This is a genomic window from Nostoc punctiforme PCC 73102 (genome assembly GCF_000020025.1).
GTDB lineage: Bacteria > Cyanobacteriota > Cyanobacteriia > Cyanobacteriales > Nostocaceae > Nostoc > Nostoc punctiforme.
On the sequence record NC_010628.1, the window covers coordinates 2,933,979 to 2,950,225 of the forward strand.

Annotated in this window: 11 protein-coding genes; 3 read left to right on the top strand and 8 right to left on the bottom strand. The window is 42.0% G+C overall.

The features are described 5' to 3' along the window. Nucleotides 1-2 precede the first annotated feature (2 nt). From NPUN_RS11905 to NPUN_RS11920, 4 genes are all read right to left on the bottom strand, one after another. Nucleotides 3-1,220 (bottom strand): M20 family metallopeptidase, encoded by a 1,218-nt coding sequence (locus tag NPUN_RS11905; RefSeq protein WP_012408931.1) that lies wholly within the window; start codon nucleotides 1,218-1,220, stop codon nucleotides 3-5. Between the two features lie 136 nt (nucleotides 1,221-1,356). After that, entirely contained in the window at nucleotides 1,357-2,259 is a 903-nt protein-coding gene (locus tag NPUN_RS11910; protein WP_012408932.1) for an undecaprenyl-diphosphate phosphatase, read from the bottom strand. Between the two features lie 421 nt (nucleotides 2,260-2,680). Beyond that, the gene (bioD, locus tag NPUN_RS11915) at nucleotides 2,681-3,361 is read right to left on the bottom strand and encodes a dethiobiotin synthase (RefSeq protein WP_012408933.1); all 681 of its coding nucleotides are present in this window, start codon (nucleotides 3,359-3,361) and stop codon (nucleotides 2,681-2,683) included. Next, nucleotides 3,361-5,094 (bottom strand): serine/threonine-protein kinase, encoded by a 1,734-nt coding sequence (locus NPUN_RS11920; RefSeq protein WP_012408934.1) that lies wholly within the window; start codon nucleotides 5,092-5,094, stop codon nucleotides 3,361-3,363. Before NPUN_RS11920 ends, bioD begins: the two co-directional genes overlap by 1 nt. A 738-nt stretch (nucleotides 5,095-5,832) precedes the next feature. Here NPUN_RS11920 and NPUN_RS11925 point away from each other — a divergent pair. Further along, a complete protein-coding gene (locus tag NPUN_RS11925) occupies nucleotides 5,833-6,849 on the top strand; it encodes a ribose-phosphate pyrophosphokinase (protein WP_012408935.1) in 1,017 nt (338 codons plus the stop codon). A 307-nt stretch (nucleotides 6,850-7,156) separates the two neighbouring features. Here the strand turns inward: NPUN_RS11925 and NPUN_RS11930 are convergent, their stop codons facing one another. The 4 genes from NPUN_RS11930 to rsmI form a co-directional block, all read right to left on the bottom strand. Further along, nucleotides 7,157-10,792: a response regulator gene (locus tag NPUN_RS11930; protein WP_012408936.1), complete on the bottom strand. Its 3,636-nt coding sequence runs from the start codon at nucleotides 10,790-10,792 to the stop codon at nucleotides 7,157-7,159. 1,080 nt (nucleotides 10,793-11,872) lie between these two features. Beyond that, nucleotides 11,873-12,784 (bottom strand): hypothetical protein, encoded by a 912-nt coding sequence (locus NPUN_RS11935; RefSeq protein ID WP_012408937.1) that lies wholly within the window; start codon nucleotides 12,782-12,784, stop codon nucleotides 11,873-11,875. Nucleotides 12,785-12,842: 58 nt separating this feature from the next. Then, entirely contained in the window at nucleotides 12,843-13,121 is a 279-nt protein-coding gene (locus tag NPUN_RS11940; RefSeq protein WP_012408938.1) for a GlsB/YeaQ/YmgE family stress response membrane protein, read from the bottom strand. 241 nt (nucleotides 13,122-13,362) lie between these two features. Then, nucleotides 13,363-14,223, bottom strand: a complete 861-nt coding sequence (gene rsmI / locus NPUN_RS11945; RefSeq protein WP_012408939.1) for a 16S rRNA (cytidine(1402)-2'-O)-methyltransferase — start codon at nucleotides 14,221-14,223, stop codon at nucleotides 13,363-13,365. A gap of 130 nt (nucleotides 14,224-14,353) precedes the next feature. On the opposite strand from rsmI, the gene NPUN_RS11950 reads away from it, so the two are divergent. Next, nucleotides 14,354-15,274 (top strand): sugar kinase, encoded by a 921-nt coding sequence (locus NPUN_RS11950; protein WP_012408940.1) that lies wholly within the window; start codon nucleotides 14,354-14,356, stop codon nucleotides 15,272-15,274. Between the two features lie 27 nt (nucleotides 15,275-15,301). After that, on the top strand, nucleotides 15,302-16,162 hold the full coding sequence (locus NPUN_RS11955) for a 3'(2'),5'-bisphosphate nucleotidase CysQ family protein (protein ID WP_012408941.1): 861 nt from the start codon (nucleotides 15,302-15,304) through the stop codon (nucleotides 16,160-16,162). The last annotated feature ends 85 nt before the right edge of the window (nucleotides 16,163-16,247 follow it).

The window sequence follows — 16,247 nt, forward strand, 5'->3', positions numbered from 1 at the left end:
ACTCAACTAAAAAATCTCTCTACGCATCTAACAAATATCTCTACACCCATCCCCAAGGCGGTTTCGTCAAAATCAAATCGGGGATGATGATGGGGATACGCCAAATCTTGCTCTGGATTCGCAGAACCTAAAAAGAAATAACAGCCAGGAACCTCTTGCAAGAAAAATGACATATCTTCAGCAGCCATAGTTTGACATTCGGGCACAATACCCAACGGGGTTTCTACCACTTCTTCTGCTACAGTTCGCACCAATTCCGCCATCTTTATATCATTAATTACTGGTGGATAAAGTGACCAGTATTCTAAGTCATAACTCGCACCATGACTTTGACAAATTCCAGCAATAATCTGCTCGACGCGCTGGTTGAAAAAGCCTTTCAAACTAGGATTAAAATATCTGACAGTAGCGCTCATTTTTGCTGTATCAGCAATCACATTCCGCTTGGTTCCAGCATGAAGTTCGCCCACTGTCACCACTGCTGAATCAATGGGATTCAGATTCCGGGCGACAATGGTTTGCAAGGCATTTACAATTTGGGCAGCAACTACTACAGAGTCAACAGTTTGATGGGGTAGTGCGCCGTGTCCACCTTTGCCCAAAATTGTGCAGTTAAAGCACTCCACAGCTGCCATCAAAGCCCCAGGACGGACACCCACTGTTCCCAAGGCTAAATTATTCCACAAGTGCAAACCAATAATCGCGTCAACATCAGGATTTTTCAGAACTCCAGCTTCAATCATCGGCTTTGCGCCTCCTGGTGATTCTTCTGCTGGCTGAAAGATAATTTTCACAGTCCCAGAGAAGTCTTGGCGATGCTGCTGGAGATAGTAAGCTGTACCTAAAGCGATCGCAGTATGTCCATCATGTCCACAAGCGTGCATCACCCCATCATGCTGCGATTTATAGGGCACTTCGTTAAGTTCTTGGATTGGCAAAGCATCCATATCCGCCCGAATCGCTAAAACTTTCTCTGCACCTAATTTGTTACCCTTGATGGTGGCAACAATGCCAGTGTGAGCAATGCCAGTCTGATGCTCAACTCCCCACTCTTGTAACTTTTGTGATACGAACTCAGCAGTCAGTTTTTCTTGAAAACCCAACTCTGGTTGTTGATGCAATCGCCGCCGCCACTCTACTAATTGCGGTTGCAATGAGCGAATTGCTAGTCGGATGCGAGATAGATCAACAGAAGAGGAATTGGGAAAGGTAGAAACCATTATGAAGACAAGCTAGTTTAAGTACAGCTAACTTAGTTTATCGTAGGGAATAGCGAAGAATCATTATCAAAATATTCTTAACCAGTAAACCAAAAAGTTTTTTCCAAAGAGCGATGCCTGCGGCTACCAGTTAAAATCAATTCTGCAACCAACCAGCCATCACAGCAACTATCAAAAATAAACCCATCACAAAACGGTAAAAAACAAAAATCCAGGTACTGCGTTTTTCCAGGTAGCGGAGGAGTCCCCAAATTGCGGCAAAAGCGGAAATGCTGGCGGAAATTAAGCCTACCAACAAAGTCAACCAACCAGCGGTACTCAACCCTGCTTTCGTAAGAGTGTGGAGTTCTATAGCACCTGCCAAAATGACGGCTGGTAAGCCCAACAAAAAAGAAAATCGGGCTGATGTTTCCCGTTCCATACCCAAAAATAACCCAGCAGTGAGGGTAGAACCAGAGCGAGAAACGCCAGGGATCAGGGCAAAAGCTTGAGCAACTCCTACCCAAATGCCATCCCAGAGAGTGAGGTTGTCAAAAGTGCGATCGCGTCCTCCGCGTTTTTCTGCGATCGCTAGCAATCCTGACATAATAATTGAAGCCACACCGATAACTACTAACCCTCGCATTGGTGAGTTACAAACGTTAAGAATGGGTTTGAGTAGCACACCAGCCACAGCAATGGGCAAGGTTCCTATCAATAAGCCCAACATCAGTTGCAAAGAACTAGATTGATAGTCTTGTCCGCTAATTGCTCTAACTGTCTCTCCTGTTAATTTTTTTAAGTCTTGCCAAAAATAGACTAAAACAGCAGTCAAGCTAGCTAACTGCATTGCTGCTGAAAAAGCAGATCCCGGATCTTTCAGTCCCAGTAGAGTTGGTACTATCCGCAAATGAGCAGTACTGCTAATTGGTAATAGTTCTGTAATTCCCTGAACGACGCCTAAAATAATTACGTCAATCCAGCTAAAGTTAGCAAAGTCTAGATTCACTTCACTACCGTTGCCACAGACTGCACTCGCTACCACAAAAGAAAGCATCATGATATCAGGCGTGAATAATTTACTTTTAATCAAATACCGACAAAGTAACTTAGCTTAGTGACGCTTCTGTGACTAAGACATGGCACTTGGATGACATCTAAATACAAATACAAAATATCATGTGTTCGCGCAGTGTACCATTAGCGAAAGAATACCATTCGGTTATTTTAAAAATGTCTTTAACTAGTCATATTTCGCACATATAAAACTTACTCATGAAGTGTTATTTTTGTCCCAAAAATTAAAAAAGGCAGGTAAATCCTGCCTTGTGTGTCACTAAAGTTAGATTAATTTCATCTTTCCTTACCATTGCACGTCTTATTGACAAAGCCATTACCAAGTTATGTCAAAACTGTGACTGTATCAGTTGTAAAAAGTGATTGGACATTCGCTACTTTTTCTCTAATAACCAATCCCCAATTCAAAGTGTCAGTGTTTCCCAATCTAAATCTGACGCTATTTGAGCAAGTTTATCTAAATCAGTCAGATTATCTAAATAGGGTAAGCAGCCTAAAACTGGCGTGTTAGTGAGCGATCTAATCAATTGCTGTGGTGTCCAATCGGCTATTTCTGCATCTGTTCGAGGTTGTACGCAGTTCAAAACAATGCCTTTAAGATTGATGCGCGATTGTCTAGCTAGTGCGACGTTTGCCACTGCTTGAGCGATCGCACCCAATCTCACAGGCACTACCAATACCGTTGGTAAACGCCATTCTCCCGCTAAATCAGCTACGGTTAACTCGTCAGTTACTGGCGAACCTAAACCTCCCAAGGCTTCTACAAGTACAAAATCACGTTGCGATCGCAATTTAGAAAAAGCTTGCCACACAAGAGCTAAATCAACTTGGCGATTTTCTCGTGCGGCGGCGATGGGAGGGGCTAAAGGTGCTTCAAAGTATAGCGGTGTAATTTCCTCTGAGGATTGTTCGAGCGCAAATAGCTTTTGATACCACTCGCGATCGCCAATCCCCGATTGAATCGGTTTCATGATTCCCCAGCTACGTTGTGGGTAATATTTTTGCCAATAGGCTGCTAAGGCTGTTGTTAAAACAGTTTTGCCAGCTTCGGTATCAGTTCCAGTAATCAGTAGTGTGTTTAACATTAATTTCTTTGGCCAGAAAATGGTTGTGTTTCATTAACTGGCGGCAAGGTTGGCGTTTCACCAGTGGTCGGAGTTGGAATCGGTATCTCAGTGGGAATTGGGAAGGGTGTTTCTGTAGGAATTGGGAGGGGTGTCTCTGTAGGAATGGGGATCGGTGTTTCTGTGGGAATGGGGATCGGTGTTTCTGTGGGAATGGGGATCGGTGTCTCTGTAGGAATGGGAATCGGTGTCTCGGTGGGAATTGGTTTGACTGGTTTTTCTAATGAAACATTGAGGTTGTAATTGCTTTCGGCAACTCCCGAAGCCAGTGTTAACTCAATAGTATATCTACCAGTAACTAGCAATATGCCTTCATAAGCTGTTATTGGCTGGGTATTCTGAGCAAGCGGTTGTTCATTTGGACTTAAAACTGTGAGCAATACGCTGCTTGTTGGGTCAATCAACGCAGTTAACTTGTCACCTTTCTGCCCAAAAAAAGTATACCGAATGATTTGATTTGTTTTGAGAGTATCTGTAACTGTGGCTGTATTATTTGCTCCCAAATTGAGTCGCCTAGAAATAGGTTGCTCAATGGTGGGTGTGGGTGTAGCTGTGAATGTAGTACCGCCAGAAATAACTGGTGAAGGGAAATTTTGTGGAAGCGTTTCAGTTGGTGATGGTTTCGGCTGACTGCGGATTGAACTTACCAGTGCCCAAGAACCAAATCCGGCGACAAAGACTACAGCAGTGCCAATTGCCGCGATCGCTAACGGATTATCCAAGACTGAACTAGTGGGAGTTGGTGGAATTACAGGATCGGGTTGTTTCTTCGGTGAAGCTGGTGGTATTGAGTCAGGACGGCGACCAACAGCCATTGTCTGCAAATTAGATGCATTCAGAGGAGGAAGACTGACTTGTTCTAAAGGTTGTAGTGCTTGAGATACACTAGCAGCACTCTGATAGCGATCGCTCGGTATATGATTCAACATTCGATTCAAAACTTGAGCAAATCGCGGACTCACTTTTACCCATCGCTGCCAATTCCAAGTTAGTTGGTTTTCATCAAATAGATCCCTTGGTTCTTTACCAGTCAGCAAAACAATCGCACTCACAGCTAATGCATACAAGTCACTGCTAGGGTAAGCTCCCCCTGTTTGCATTTGTTCGCTCGGAGAGTAGCCTAATTTTCCCACAGTGGTTTCGGGCATGGCACTCTCTGGCGATCGCAAACGTGTTGCTAGTTCCTTTACCACCCCAAAGTCAATTAACACAGGTTTAGCGTCACTATCTCGCAAAATAATGTTTTCTGGCGAGATATCTCGGTGAATGATCCCTCGACTGTGAATATGCTCTAAAACAGGCAACAACAACTGTATCAGCTGCAATACTTCAGCCTCTGTGAAGGTTTTAGCAACAGCTTGACGTTCAGCCAGCATAGCTCGGTAGGTTTGACCTGCAACATAGTCCTCCACCAAAAATAAGCGTTGGTCTTGCTCAAATCTTTCCCGAAATTTGGGCACTTGTGGATGTTCGATTTGATATAAAATGGCAGCCTCTCGGTGAAAAAGCTCCTTTGCCTTTTCCCAAGCCGAAGCCTCCGTTGCTGTTGAAATCAATTCCTTGATCGCGCACAGTTCGTTAAAGCGTCTCTGATCTTCTGCCAGATAGGTTCTACCAAATCCTCCTTGTCCGAGAATTTGAATTATGCGGTAACGGTTTTGCAAGACAGTGCCAACTGTAATGGGTGGTTGCATGAGCGATTGATTGAGTGTAGGAGCAACTGAGGAGGAAGTCACCCACCAAGATTAAGTCCGAGAGGCGACACAGTTACATGCAGCGATATTCTACCTTACCTAATGGGTATACCCCCAGTTAGGAGTATACGCAAAGTCACGTTTCAAGTGTCTTATGCAACTTTGGGAACTGTCCACGAGGCAGAGGGCAGAAGGCAGGAGGTAGGAGAACAAAAATTAGCGCAGCTTGGCGCTGTCAGCCTTGCACGAAAACCACACCTATGAGAGTTTGTTTAAATACAACTATTCTGGAATTTTATTGTGTGAATTAAAACTTAAAATTAAATCTGCCAGTTTACTTATTTATTGCTAGTATCGTAGAATATAATAGGATACAACTTGAACACTTAGTTGCAAATGCTCCTTGTCTAAGAACAAACTTCAATACCACTTAAAGTTATAAATACTTTACTCTCAGTAATAAATGATGTATTTAGAATAAGCAATCTAGTACACCAATCTTTGATAGCTTGAGGTTATTTGTCTCAATTAAAAAATTTGAATTATACATCTACTGGACAGACTTGATATCAGTTAAGCTATCAATGGTTTGCTTACAAAGAAAATTAGACAGTTAGCGAATGATAATTTTATGGAGAAATGCTTAAATTTTGTATGGAAGCTTTAATAAAACTCACAGATGTTTTTTTTAGGCTATTCCTCAGTTAAATCTATTAAATCTCTAATGATAATATTGCTATGAATTCAAATAGAGGATCTGCTGTTCTTAGTTCTGCAACTTTCAAAGTGCAAGCATCTTCAACAGGAATGACTGATAATCATCGCTTGCGGCTGTTTTCGGGCTCTGCCAATTTACAGCTGTCTCAAGAAGTCGCTCGTTATGTCGGGATGGACTTGGGGCCAATGATTCGCAAGAGATTTGCGGATGGAGAACTTTACGTTCAAATCCAAGAATCAATTCGGGGTTGTGATGTCTATTTAATTCAGCCATGCTGTCAACCCGTAAACGATCATTTGATGGAATTATTGATTATGGTTGATGCCTGTCGTCGAGCTTCGGCGCGACAGGTGACGGCAGTAATTCCCTACTATGGCTATGCTCGTGCCGATCGCAAAACGGCAGGACGAGAGTCTATAACTGCCAAGCTGGTTGCTAACTTGATCACCGAAGCAGGTGCCAACCGCGTTCTAGCAATGGATTTACACTCGGCGCAAATTCAAGGCTATTTCGATATTCCCTTTGACCATGTTTATGGTTCTCCAGTATTGCTGGATTATCTAGCAAGCAAGGAATTGCCCGACCTTGTGGTTGTTTCCCCCGATGTTGGCGGTGTAGCAAGAGCCAGAGCATTTGCCAAAAAATTAAATGATGCTCCCCTGGCGATTATTGACAAGCGTCGTCAAGCACATAATGTTGCAGAAGTGTTAAATATCATCGGCGATGTTAAAGGCAAAACGGCAGTGTTGGTGGATGACATGATTGACACTGGCGGCACGATCGCAGAAGGAGCGCGATTACTGCGTGAAGAAGGAGCGCGTCAGGTATATGCCTGTGCAACTCATGCGGTATTTTCCCCACCAGCGATGGAACGATTATCCAGTGGTTTGTTTGAGGAAGTTATTGTCACCAATACGATCCCCATACCAGAAAACAATCGTTTTCCTCAACTAGTGGTGTTGTCAGTAGCTAATCTCTTAGGAGAAACTATCTGGCGGATTCATGAAGATACTTCAGTTAGTAGTATGTTCCGCTAACTGCATTCCCGTTACAGGGATAAATTACCCACATTAGCTCCTTGAACGGTTGCAGTGTGGGCTTTTGCTTTTAGTGATTACGCCAACACTAACGTCCCTTGTCGGCGAAACCCCTAATCGCTGCACAAGACCTTTTTGATGTGCAAATGTAATGAGTATGGAAAAGCCCTGTTGGAAAAGGCTAATAAATAAAGATGACCAAAACAGACTTATGATACAGTCCCCTAAATTTATTTATAGGAACAAGAATTTTTAATTTTTAATTCCCCGTTCGCGCAGCGTCTTTGCAGGAGAAGGGGTTGACTCCTTACCGATACAGCCAAACTCGGAGCAGTGAAAGCAATTGCTCAGTATCTACAGGTTTGGTGATGTAGTCAGAAGCTCCAGCTTCGATGCACTTTTCGCGATCGCCTGGCATAGCTTTAGCAGTTAAAGCAATTATTGGTAGTGAGCGAAACTGTTGTTGCTGGCGGATGGCGCGGGTGGTTTCGTAACCATCCATTTCCGGCATCATAATATCCATCAGTACTATATTAATGTCAGGATTAGTTTGCAGTCTTTCTATGCCATCTCTGCCATTTTCGGCAAACAGCACTTGCATTTGATAGCTTTCTAAGAAGCTGGTCAGGGCAAAAATATTCCGCAAGTCATCATCTACAATCAAAATTTTCCGATTAGCTAGCACCGGGTCATTTTGATGTAGTTGCTCTAGCATTTGACGCTTTGGTTGCGGCAAATTTGCTTGCACTCGATGCAAAAACAGGGCAGTTTCGTCTAATAACCGCTCTGGCGATCGCACATTTTTAATGATAATTGTCTCTGCTAATCCCCGCAGTTGGGTTTCTTCTTGGCGGCTGAGTTCTTTGCCGGTATAAACGATAATTGGCAGTTTCAACAGCCTGGGTTCTTGCTTGATTTGCTCAATTAGTGCAAACCCGCTCATATCGGGCAGACCAAGATCCAGTACCATACAGTCAAAGTGTTGCGATCGCAAAATCAACAGCGCTTCTGCTCCCGTACCCACTGCTGTACTCTGGACATCACCATTACCAATCAATTCGATAATACTTTGGGCTTGTACGGGATCGTCTTCTACGATGAGGAGATTTCTTACCTGACGCTCAATAAAACCTTTAATATCAGTCAATACCTGAGTTAGCGCTTCTGGAGAAACAGGTTTTTGTAGGTAAGTAATTGCTCCTAGCTGTAATCCCCGTTGCTGTCTTTCATCTACGGAAAGTATATGTACTGGTATATGCCTAGTATCTGGCTTATGCTTTAAACGATCCAGCACCGTCCAACCATCCATTTCTGGCATATAAATATCTAGCATAATTGCATCGGGCTTAAACTGTTGCGCGAGTGCTAGACCTTGTTTGCTCTGTAATGCAACTATAGCCTTAAAACCCTGCTCACGAGCCATATCTAGTAAGATGCGGGCGAATTTCTCATCATCCTCGATAATTAGCAAAATGCGATCGCCAGGTTGAATTATTTCCCGGTCATCTGGAATTTCGTGGGGGAAGGTGGTAAGTACTTTCGCGGTTGGAGAGATGTCCACAGTTGTGGGTCTGTTTTCTGCCAAAGGCACTTCTTTGATAGTCGATGCTTGGCGGATTGTGATTGGCTGAGGCGGTGTAAAAGTACTTTGACTATTCTTTTCCTGTCGTCTGGGTAGGTAGAGAGTGAAGGTGCTTCCCTGCCCTGGTTTGCTGACTAATTCAATTCTCCCTCCCAACAGTTGAGCCAATTCTCGGCTGATGGACAAACCCAAGCCAGTGCCGCCATACTTGCGGCTGGTTGTGCCATCAGCCTGCTGAAATGCCTCGAAAATAACCTTCTGTTTCTCGGCTGGAATGCCTATACCCGTGTCGCTAACTGCAAAAGCAACCATCGGATTATCAATTTGGGCTGCGTCAGAAGACATAGTAATTTCTAATTTCACGCCTCCCCGTTCAGTAAACTTAAAGGCGTTAGCTAGGAGATTTTTCAGTACTTGTTGCAGACGTTTAGAATCGTTATAAATTGTCGGGGGTAACTTACTATCCAGTTCAATAGTAAAACTGAGTTCTTTATTGTGCGCTACTTGCCGGAAAGTTTGCTCTAGAGATGTCTCCAAATCTGCAAAAGCAATTTGCTCAATATCGAGCGACATCGTACCCGACTCAATTTTGGCTAAATCTAGAATGTCATTGATCAATTCCAGCAAATCAGTGCCAGCCGAGTAAATAGTCCGGCTGTACTCTACCTGTTTATCGGTCAAGTTGTTAAGAGAATTATCTGCTAACAGCCTGGCTAGAATTAACAAGCTATTTAGGGGTGTCCGTAATTCGTGGGACATATTCGCCAGAAATTCTGACTTATATTTGGAAGACAAAGCCAGTTGTTCAGCTTTTTCTTCCAAAGACTTCCTCGCCCGCTCAACTTCTTGGTTCTTGCGAGCGACTTCTCGGTTTTGAACTTCTAAAAGTTCTGCCTTTTCTTCTAACTCCTCATTTAATTGCTGTAATTCTTCATTAGACTGCTTGACAAGAAATTGTGATTCTTCTAACTCGTGTGCCTGTTCTTCTAGACGTTGATTGCTCTGTTGTAGTTCTTCTTGCTGAGTTTGCAGTTCTTCTGTTAAAGCAACAGACTCTTCAAGTAGTTGCTGGGTTTGCAATTGTGAAGCGATGTTATTTAAAAATACTCCTAGATTTTCACTCAATTGCTCTAAAAATGTCAGATGCAGATGGCTGAAAGACCCAAAAGAGGCAAGTTCAATTACAGCACTCACCTGCGTTTCAAAGAGTATAGGCAAAACAATAATATTTAGCGGTGGTGCTTCTCCCAAGCCGGAACTGATGCGGATATAGTCACTAGGAACTTCTGTGAGGAGAATTCTTTGTTTTTCTAGAGCGCATTGTCCCACCAATCCTTCACCCAAGCGAAACTGATTTGCTAAGTTTTTTCGCTCTTTGTAAGCATAACTACTCAACAACTTCAGTACTAGTTGATCGTCTATAGAGGCCATTGCATAGAAAACGCCCTGTGATGCCCCAACCAGTGGCGCTAAATTCGACAGTATCAAGTTAGACGCAGTTTCTAGATTTCGCTGCCCTTGGAGCATCTGGGTAAATTCAGCTAAGTTAGACTTTAACCAGTTTTGCTCTTCATTTTTTTGAGTTGTATTTCGCAGATTAACGATCATCTGGTTGAAGGTGCGCGTCAACACGCCAATTTCATCGTAGCGATCGCTATCTGGTAAACTCACCGATAGATCCCCATCCGCCATTTTTTCTGCTAAATCAGAAACTTGCTTTAGAGGTGCTGAGATATGTCTGGTTAAGGCAAATCCGATTAAACCTAAGATTAAAGAAAATAAGGGAATACTATAAATAATACTGGCGATCGTTTGCCGGCCAGCTGCTCTTGCTCTCTCAGAGCGCTGTTTCAGCAGTGCATTCTCCTCAGTTTTCATCGCCTGGATAACTTTCTGAATTTGATCCATCAGCTGCTTACCCTGATCTGTCAAGATAGCTTTCTGGGAAGCTTCTAAACCCTCGCTTTGCCGTAGCTCAATCACATCTTTCATTACAGCCATTCTTTCAGTTAGTAGTGGCTGCAAAATATCAAGACGATTTTGTTGATTGGGGTTATCTGCTGTTAACTTTTGAAGTTCCTTGAATTTTTGATTCAGTAATTGAATCGCAGCGTTATAAGGTTCTAAATAGCGCTGTTCGCCCGTAATAATGTAACCGCGTTGCCCAGTTTCAGCATTTGTCAGTTGCAGATTCAGGTCTTCAAGCTGACTTAGTACCTGGTAGGTATGGGTTTCTTTGCGCGAAGTTTCAATTAGATCGTTGGTGCTTTGGTAGGAGATCAGACCAATGGTGGTCAGAGTTGCCAAACTCAGGGCAAAACTTACTCCAATTTTGGTTCCAATCTTCAAACGGTTAAACATTATTCCAGGCAAATATTTAAACTATTTCTGTTTTTAACACTATTTCGATTATGTTCTAACTATCCAAACTAAATCTAAGTAAGTGGGCGTAAATAATTGTTGTTGGCAATAGGCAATAGGTATAAGGGTTTTAGCCTAGTTTATTTTTCTTTACATAGTTTGATTTTATTGTGCCAACCTACTTATGATATTTTGTTTATCTGGGATATGCCTAGTTTTTAGCACGCCCAAATTATTATCACTTGAATTCTATATATATTTACAAATTTAACGTTATAAACAAATTTTTTAAATTAATAATTTTTTCTAATATTTTTATATTTTAACAAGTCTGAAACTTTGAAATAGCATAACCTCTTTCAAAAGAAGCGATCGTTTGTTTGACAATTTAATCTTGCGGTGGATATTTAAACAGTTGTTCTTAGATTATAAATTTAACATCAGGCTTTACAAAAATATGGTGGTTTTTATGATTGCAGTAATTGACATAACAAGATCAAAATTCTGCAAAGGCCAAAAGGTAGAATTTATTGGTGGATTGGGAATCATAAGAGAATGTCATCTTAACTCTGGAAGCTGGTCGTATCTTGCTTGTAGAAATGGAAATGGGCTCAGAACCGAAAATGGGTAGGATTGGTTATGAGACGACTATTTTACTATTTGAAACAGATATTATTTTACTCTAAGGCTAACTTCTTGTTGTTGCTTAGATTTAATTTGACATCATCTTTTTATCCAATAATCCTTGGAGGAGAATAAGTAATTTTACAAGAATTTAATATTCCGTAGTGAAAGTTAAACCACTGCAAAATAGATAAAAATCTTGACTAATGCAATTAACCAGATGGGATAGAGTAAATTCAGTGCATTTCTTCTAAACGTTAAATATAGTACTTTTTGTGGATGAATAAAATACCATCACATTGTACACTACTATAAAGAACAACCTTAACTTTTAATTATTGTAAGCAATATTATGCTAGATATTAGGGTTTTAAAAAGCAATCTATACTTACGCGAAACATTTCATCTATAGAAAAAAATATACTTTCCCTATAAATTTCAGGTTATTGAATTTAACTAGAAGTTGGTAATACTCTGGCGATCGCTTCCAGCCAGATCGAGTTCAGATTGGCTATGTATACTAAAATCTTGGATATTGTTACTCTCTAAAATCACTCTTGCACCTGCTATGTAGATATCAGTGCCTTTTATTACTACTAGATAATGCCCCCCTGCGACCTGATGCTGATAATATCTGGCTAAATCCTTAGAAATTCCTAAAGTGGGGTAGATATCTTGGGAACTGCTGATATTCACGCCAACAATATCACTTGTATTGCTGGTAATTTTAGCAATTATTGATACTTGACTCATAGGAAAACCAGCAGTTCTCAGTTCATTAACTGCTCTTTCTACATTATGGTGCGTATAAAAAACACCAATAGCGTGCTTATACCGACTATTAGGGGTGGAGTATGGCTCATAAACACTCCAATGCTGAAGATTGCGGCGATTAAAAATCCTCTTAGCTAGACGAATTTCTATGTCTATGGCGGTTATCATCACCAAATGATAACCTTTACAGACCAGATCGCTGTAACCCTCTGCTTGCTCTTTAGGAATTCCTAAACTTACCAATACATCCGGTAAACAACCTGGTAAATTGCTAGCGATCGCTCTCGCTTGTGCGCCGGCTACCATGACTTGGCCTACACCAGGAAGTACCCAGAAGACTAGACCAGTTAATAAGTCATTTAAATCGCCTAAATCACTATCAGTAATGGCTATATCGGTGTCTTCTGAGGATGTATTGCTAGTGCGCTCTTTAACTTCAACACCAGCAATATCACTTTGTTCTTCTGCATTTCTTGCAATTACAGAAACTTTATGCATTGGGAAATTAGAAGCTTTTAGTTCCTGAAGTGCCAATTGTGCGTCGGAACATTTAGCGAAAACTACTATAGTTCTTCGCTCTTTTTCTGATGTCATTTTATCGGTTTATTGCAGTTAGAAGTGATTCCCAAGACTATTAGTTAATTGAAGGTAATTATACAGCTCGGCGAGTCAGTAAACCCCATAGGAAAATCAGTAGCATAGCACCCAGAACAGCAAATAAAATGCTTCCCAAAGATAAAGCTCCTACAGATGCTGCGGCAGCTGAACCACTCCCTAGTAAAACTTGACCCAAATAACCACCGACTACGGCTCCAAGTATTCCTAATATAATCGTGGAGAGAATACCACCACCTTGGGTTCCTGGATAAAATAACTTAGCTAACGCGCCTGCAATTAAACCCAAAACCAGCCAAGCAATAATGTTAGTCATTGAATTTTTCCTTTGTGAAAATGTGCTTTGTCGTTTCCTTTCGACTATTTCATATTAAAGTTTGCCTCTAAAATTACCGATCTATCTAGAGAACTAAAATCAAAAATCTTTAGATATCATTTGAATATTCACTGATTCCCAGGTAGGTACAATACCTTGCAGAAAGCCTTTCTGTATCTAGATAAATTGCTCCTAAAGGGTATAGTTTTGCGTAAGCCCTAGTAATATTTTTATTAGTGGTTCAAGACTCAGGAGTAACGACTAAAGAAAGAGCTAGTTGATAAAGTTGGCGACGGGGAAGGGAGGTAAATTTTGCTAGCTGACGGCTAGCTTGCGATCGCGATATTCCCTGACTAATTAAAAGTTTCAATTCGGCTTTCAATTCCTCTTCTGTCAGTTGGGGCTGACTGGCTGGAATTCCTGCCACTACTAATGTATATTCACCTTGGGGTTCTCGTTGGCTGTAGTGAGCGATCGCTTCGGCAATTGTCCCCCGCCAAAATTCCTCATACAATTTTGTTAACTCCCGCCCTAGCACAATTTGGCGATCGCTTCCCCAAACTTGTGCTAAGTCTTGTAAAGTATCTCGCAAGCGGTGAGGCGATTCGTAGAAAATCAATGTGCGAGATTCTGTTTGCAGAGATTCTAAATGTTCTTGTCTCTGTTGAGTTTTCGCCGGCAGAAAGCCTTCAAAGACAAAGCGATCTGTTGGTAATCCAGATGCACTCAAAGCGGTAATTGCTGCACTAGCGCCAGGAATGGGAACTACTGAAATCCCCGCCTCAATGCAGGCTTTTACCAGTTCATATCCAGGATCGGAAATTCCTGGCATTCCCGCATCACTCACAAGTGCGATCGCTTTATTGTTAATTAAATGCTCTAATAGTTCTGGGATGCGGCTAGTACGATTGTGTTCGTGATAACTCACTTGGGGTGTCTTAACTTGAAAATGCTGTAGAAGTTTCCCAGTATGACGCGTGTCTTCCGCAGCAATGATATCCACAGTCTGCAAAATTCGCACCGCCCGAAAGGTTATATCTTCCAGGTTGCCAATGGGTGTACCGACAACGTAAAGTGTTCCTGGTTTTGGATCGGTTTGCATGAGAGAAAGTTAGGAGTTTGTAGAGACGCGATTCATCGCGTCTGTGCAGGAGAGACAGGAGAGACGCGATGAATCGCGTCTGTACAAGAAAGAGTTAAAAATAATAATTTATGCAGCTATACGAACATATATGACAAATGGATCGTCCAAAATCGTTCGACTGAGCGTAGTCGAAGTCCAAAATCCAAAATCGGATCGTGGGTTATTTGTTGGTTTAGTAACTTTAGATTTGATTTACCTTGCTGAATCTGCTCCTAAAAATAATCAGAAGATTGTCGCTACTGACTATACTGTAGCGGCAGGTGGCCCAGCAACAAACGCGGCTGTGACTTTCAGTCATTTAGGTAATCAGGCTACAGTCTTAGGTGTAGTGGGTTCTCACCCAATGACACAGCTAATTCGAGGTGATTTGGCAAATTACAAAGTTGCGATCGCAGACCTTGAGCCTACCACTGATTTAGCACCGCCTGTCTCCTCAATCATTGTCACCCAAGCCACAGGTGAAAGAGCCGTGGTTTCCATCAATGCTGTCAAAACTCAAGCCAGTAGCGCATCTATCCCACCAGATATTTTGCAAAATGTCAACATAGTACTGATTGATGGGCATCAGATGGCTGTAAGTTATTTCATAGCCCAAGCAGCTAAAGCCAAAAATATTCCAGTAGTAATCGATGGTGGCAGTTGGAAGCCTGGATTTGAGCAAATTTTGCCGTTTGTAGATTATGCTATCTGTTCAGCTAATTTTTATCCGCCCAACTGTCAGACTGGAGAAGACGTTTTTGCCTATCTGGCCGGCTTTAACATTTCTTACATCGCCATTACCCACGGACAAAAACCAATTGAATACTTGAGTCGCACTGCATCTGGTATCGTAGATGTGCCGCAAATACACGCGGTTGATACATTAGGGGCTGGAGATATTTTCCACGGTGCTTTTTGTGATTACATTTTAAGGGAAAGTTTTACTGATGCGCTGGCACTGGCAGCTAAGATTGCTGCTGATTCTTGTAAATTTTTTGGCACTCGGCGCTGGATGGATTTAAAGTGCTGAGTAATCAGGTTAATAAAGGCAAATTTAATGAAAGACTTACAAGAAATATTAGCGATCGCTCGTGAGATAGCTTGGGGTGCAGCAGATATACTGCGATCGTATTACCACGGTACCGCAAAAGACCCTAACTTAGATGTGCAATATAAACAGAACGAGCCTGTTACCGTTGCCGATGTAGCTGTGAGTCAATATATCTTACAGAAGCTACAAGCAACTTTGGGTAACGAAGATTTTGCTTACATCAGCGAAGAAACCTATCAGTCACCAACTACAGGCACACACCCTTCCGCCCCTTGGGTATGGATAATTGACCCTTTGGATGGCACACGAGACTTTATTGAAAAAACTGGGGACTATGCAGTTCACATTGCTTTAGTTAAGGAAACACGCCCGATTTTAGCAGTGGTAGCAGTACCAGAAGCAGAAAAGTTATATTACGCTACCAAAGGTGGGGGGACATTTGTAGAAACCAGTGATGGCTCTGTTCCTTTACAAGTGTCGTCAGGTAAACCAATTGAGGATTTAACCTTAGTGGTTAGTCGCTCTCACCGCAACCAGCGCTTAGATTACTTGCTACAAAATTTACCCTGTCAAAATCAGAAATCTGTGGGTAGTGTAGGCTGCAAAATCGCCACTATTGTCGAGCAACAAGCAGATATCTACATTTCCCTTTCTGGTAAGTCTGCGCCCAAAGATTGGGATATGGCAGCACCAGAACTGATTTTAACAGAAGCTGGTGGTAAGTTTACCCACTTTGACGGCGCTCCGTTGCAGTATAACACTGGTGATATCAATCAATGGGGAGGTTTGCTGGCGAGTAATGGTGAATATCACGAAGCACTGTGCCAGCAAGCAGAAAAGATTTTAGCGCAGTTCGACCATAGCTAATGGGGCATTTGAGGATGAATATTTTTTAATTTGCTTTTAAAACAGCTAGTCATGTTATGATTGCACCCACTACCGATAATAATCT

Coding starts and splice junctions, on each gene's coding strand:
- NPUN_RS11905 (WP_012408931.1), bottom strand. CDS start 1,220: ATGGTTTCTACCTTTCCCAATTCCTCTTCTGTTGATCTATCTCGCATC.
- NPUN_RS11910 (WP_012408932.1), bottom strand. CDS start 2,259: ATGATGCTTTCTTTTGTGGTAGCGAGTGCAGTCTGTGGCAACGGTAGT.
- bioD (WP_012408933.1), bottom strand. CDS start 3,361: ATGTTAAACACACTACTGATTACTGGAACTGATACCGAAGCTGGCAAA.
- NPUN_RS11920 (WP_012408934.1), bottom strand. CDS start 5,094: ATGCAACCACCCATTACAGTTGGCACTGTCTTGCAAAACCGTTACCGC.
- NPUN_RS11925 (WP_012408935.1), top strand. CDS start 5,833: ATGAATTCAAATAGAGGATCTGCTGTTCTTAGTTCTGCAACTTTCAAA.
- NPUN_RS11930 (WP_012408936.1), bottom strand. CDS start 10,792: ATGTTTAACCGTTTGAAGATTGGAACCAAAATTGGAGTAAGTTTTGCC.
- NPUN_RS11935 (WP_012408937.1), bottom strand. CDS start 12,784: ATGACATCAGAAAAAGAGCGAAGAACTATAGTAGTTTTCGCTAAATGT.
- NPUN_RS11940 (WP_012408938.1), bottom strand. CDS start 13,121: ATGACTAACATTATTGCTTGGCTGGTTTTGGGTTTAATTGCAGGCGCG.
- rsmI (WP_012408939.1), bottom strand. CDS start 14,223: ATGCAAACCGATCCAAAACCAGGAACACTTTACGTTGTCGGTACACCC.
- NPUN_RS11950 (WP_012408940.1), top strand. CDS start 14,354: ATGACAAATGGATCGTCCAAAATCGTTCGACTGAGCGTAGTCGAAGTC.
- NPUN_RS11955 (WP_012408941.1), top strand. CDS start 15,302: ATGAAAGACTTACAAGAAATATTAGCGATCGCTCGTGAGATAGCTTGG.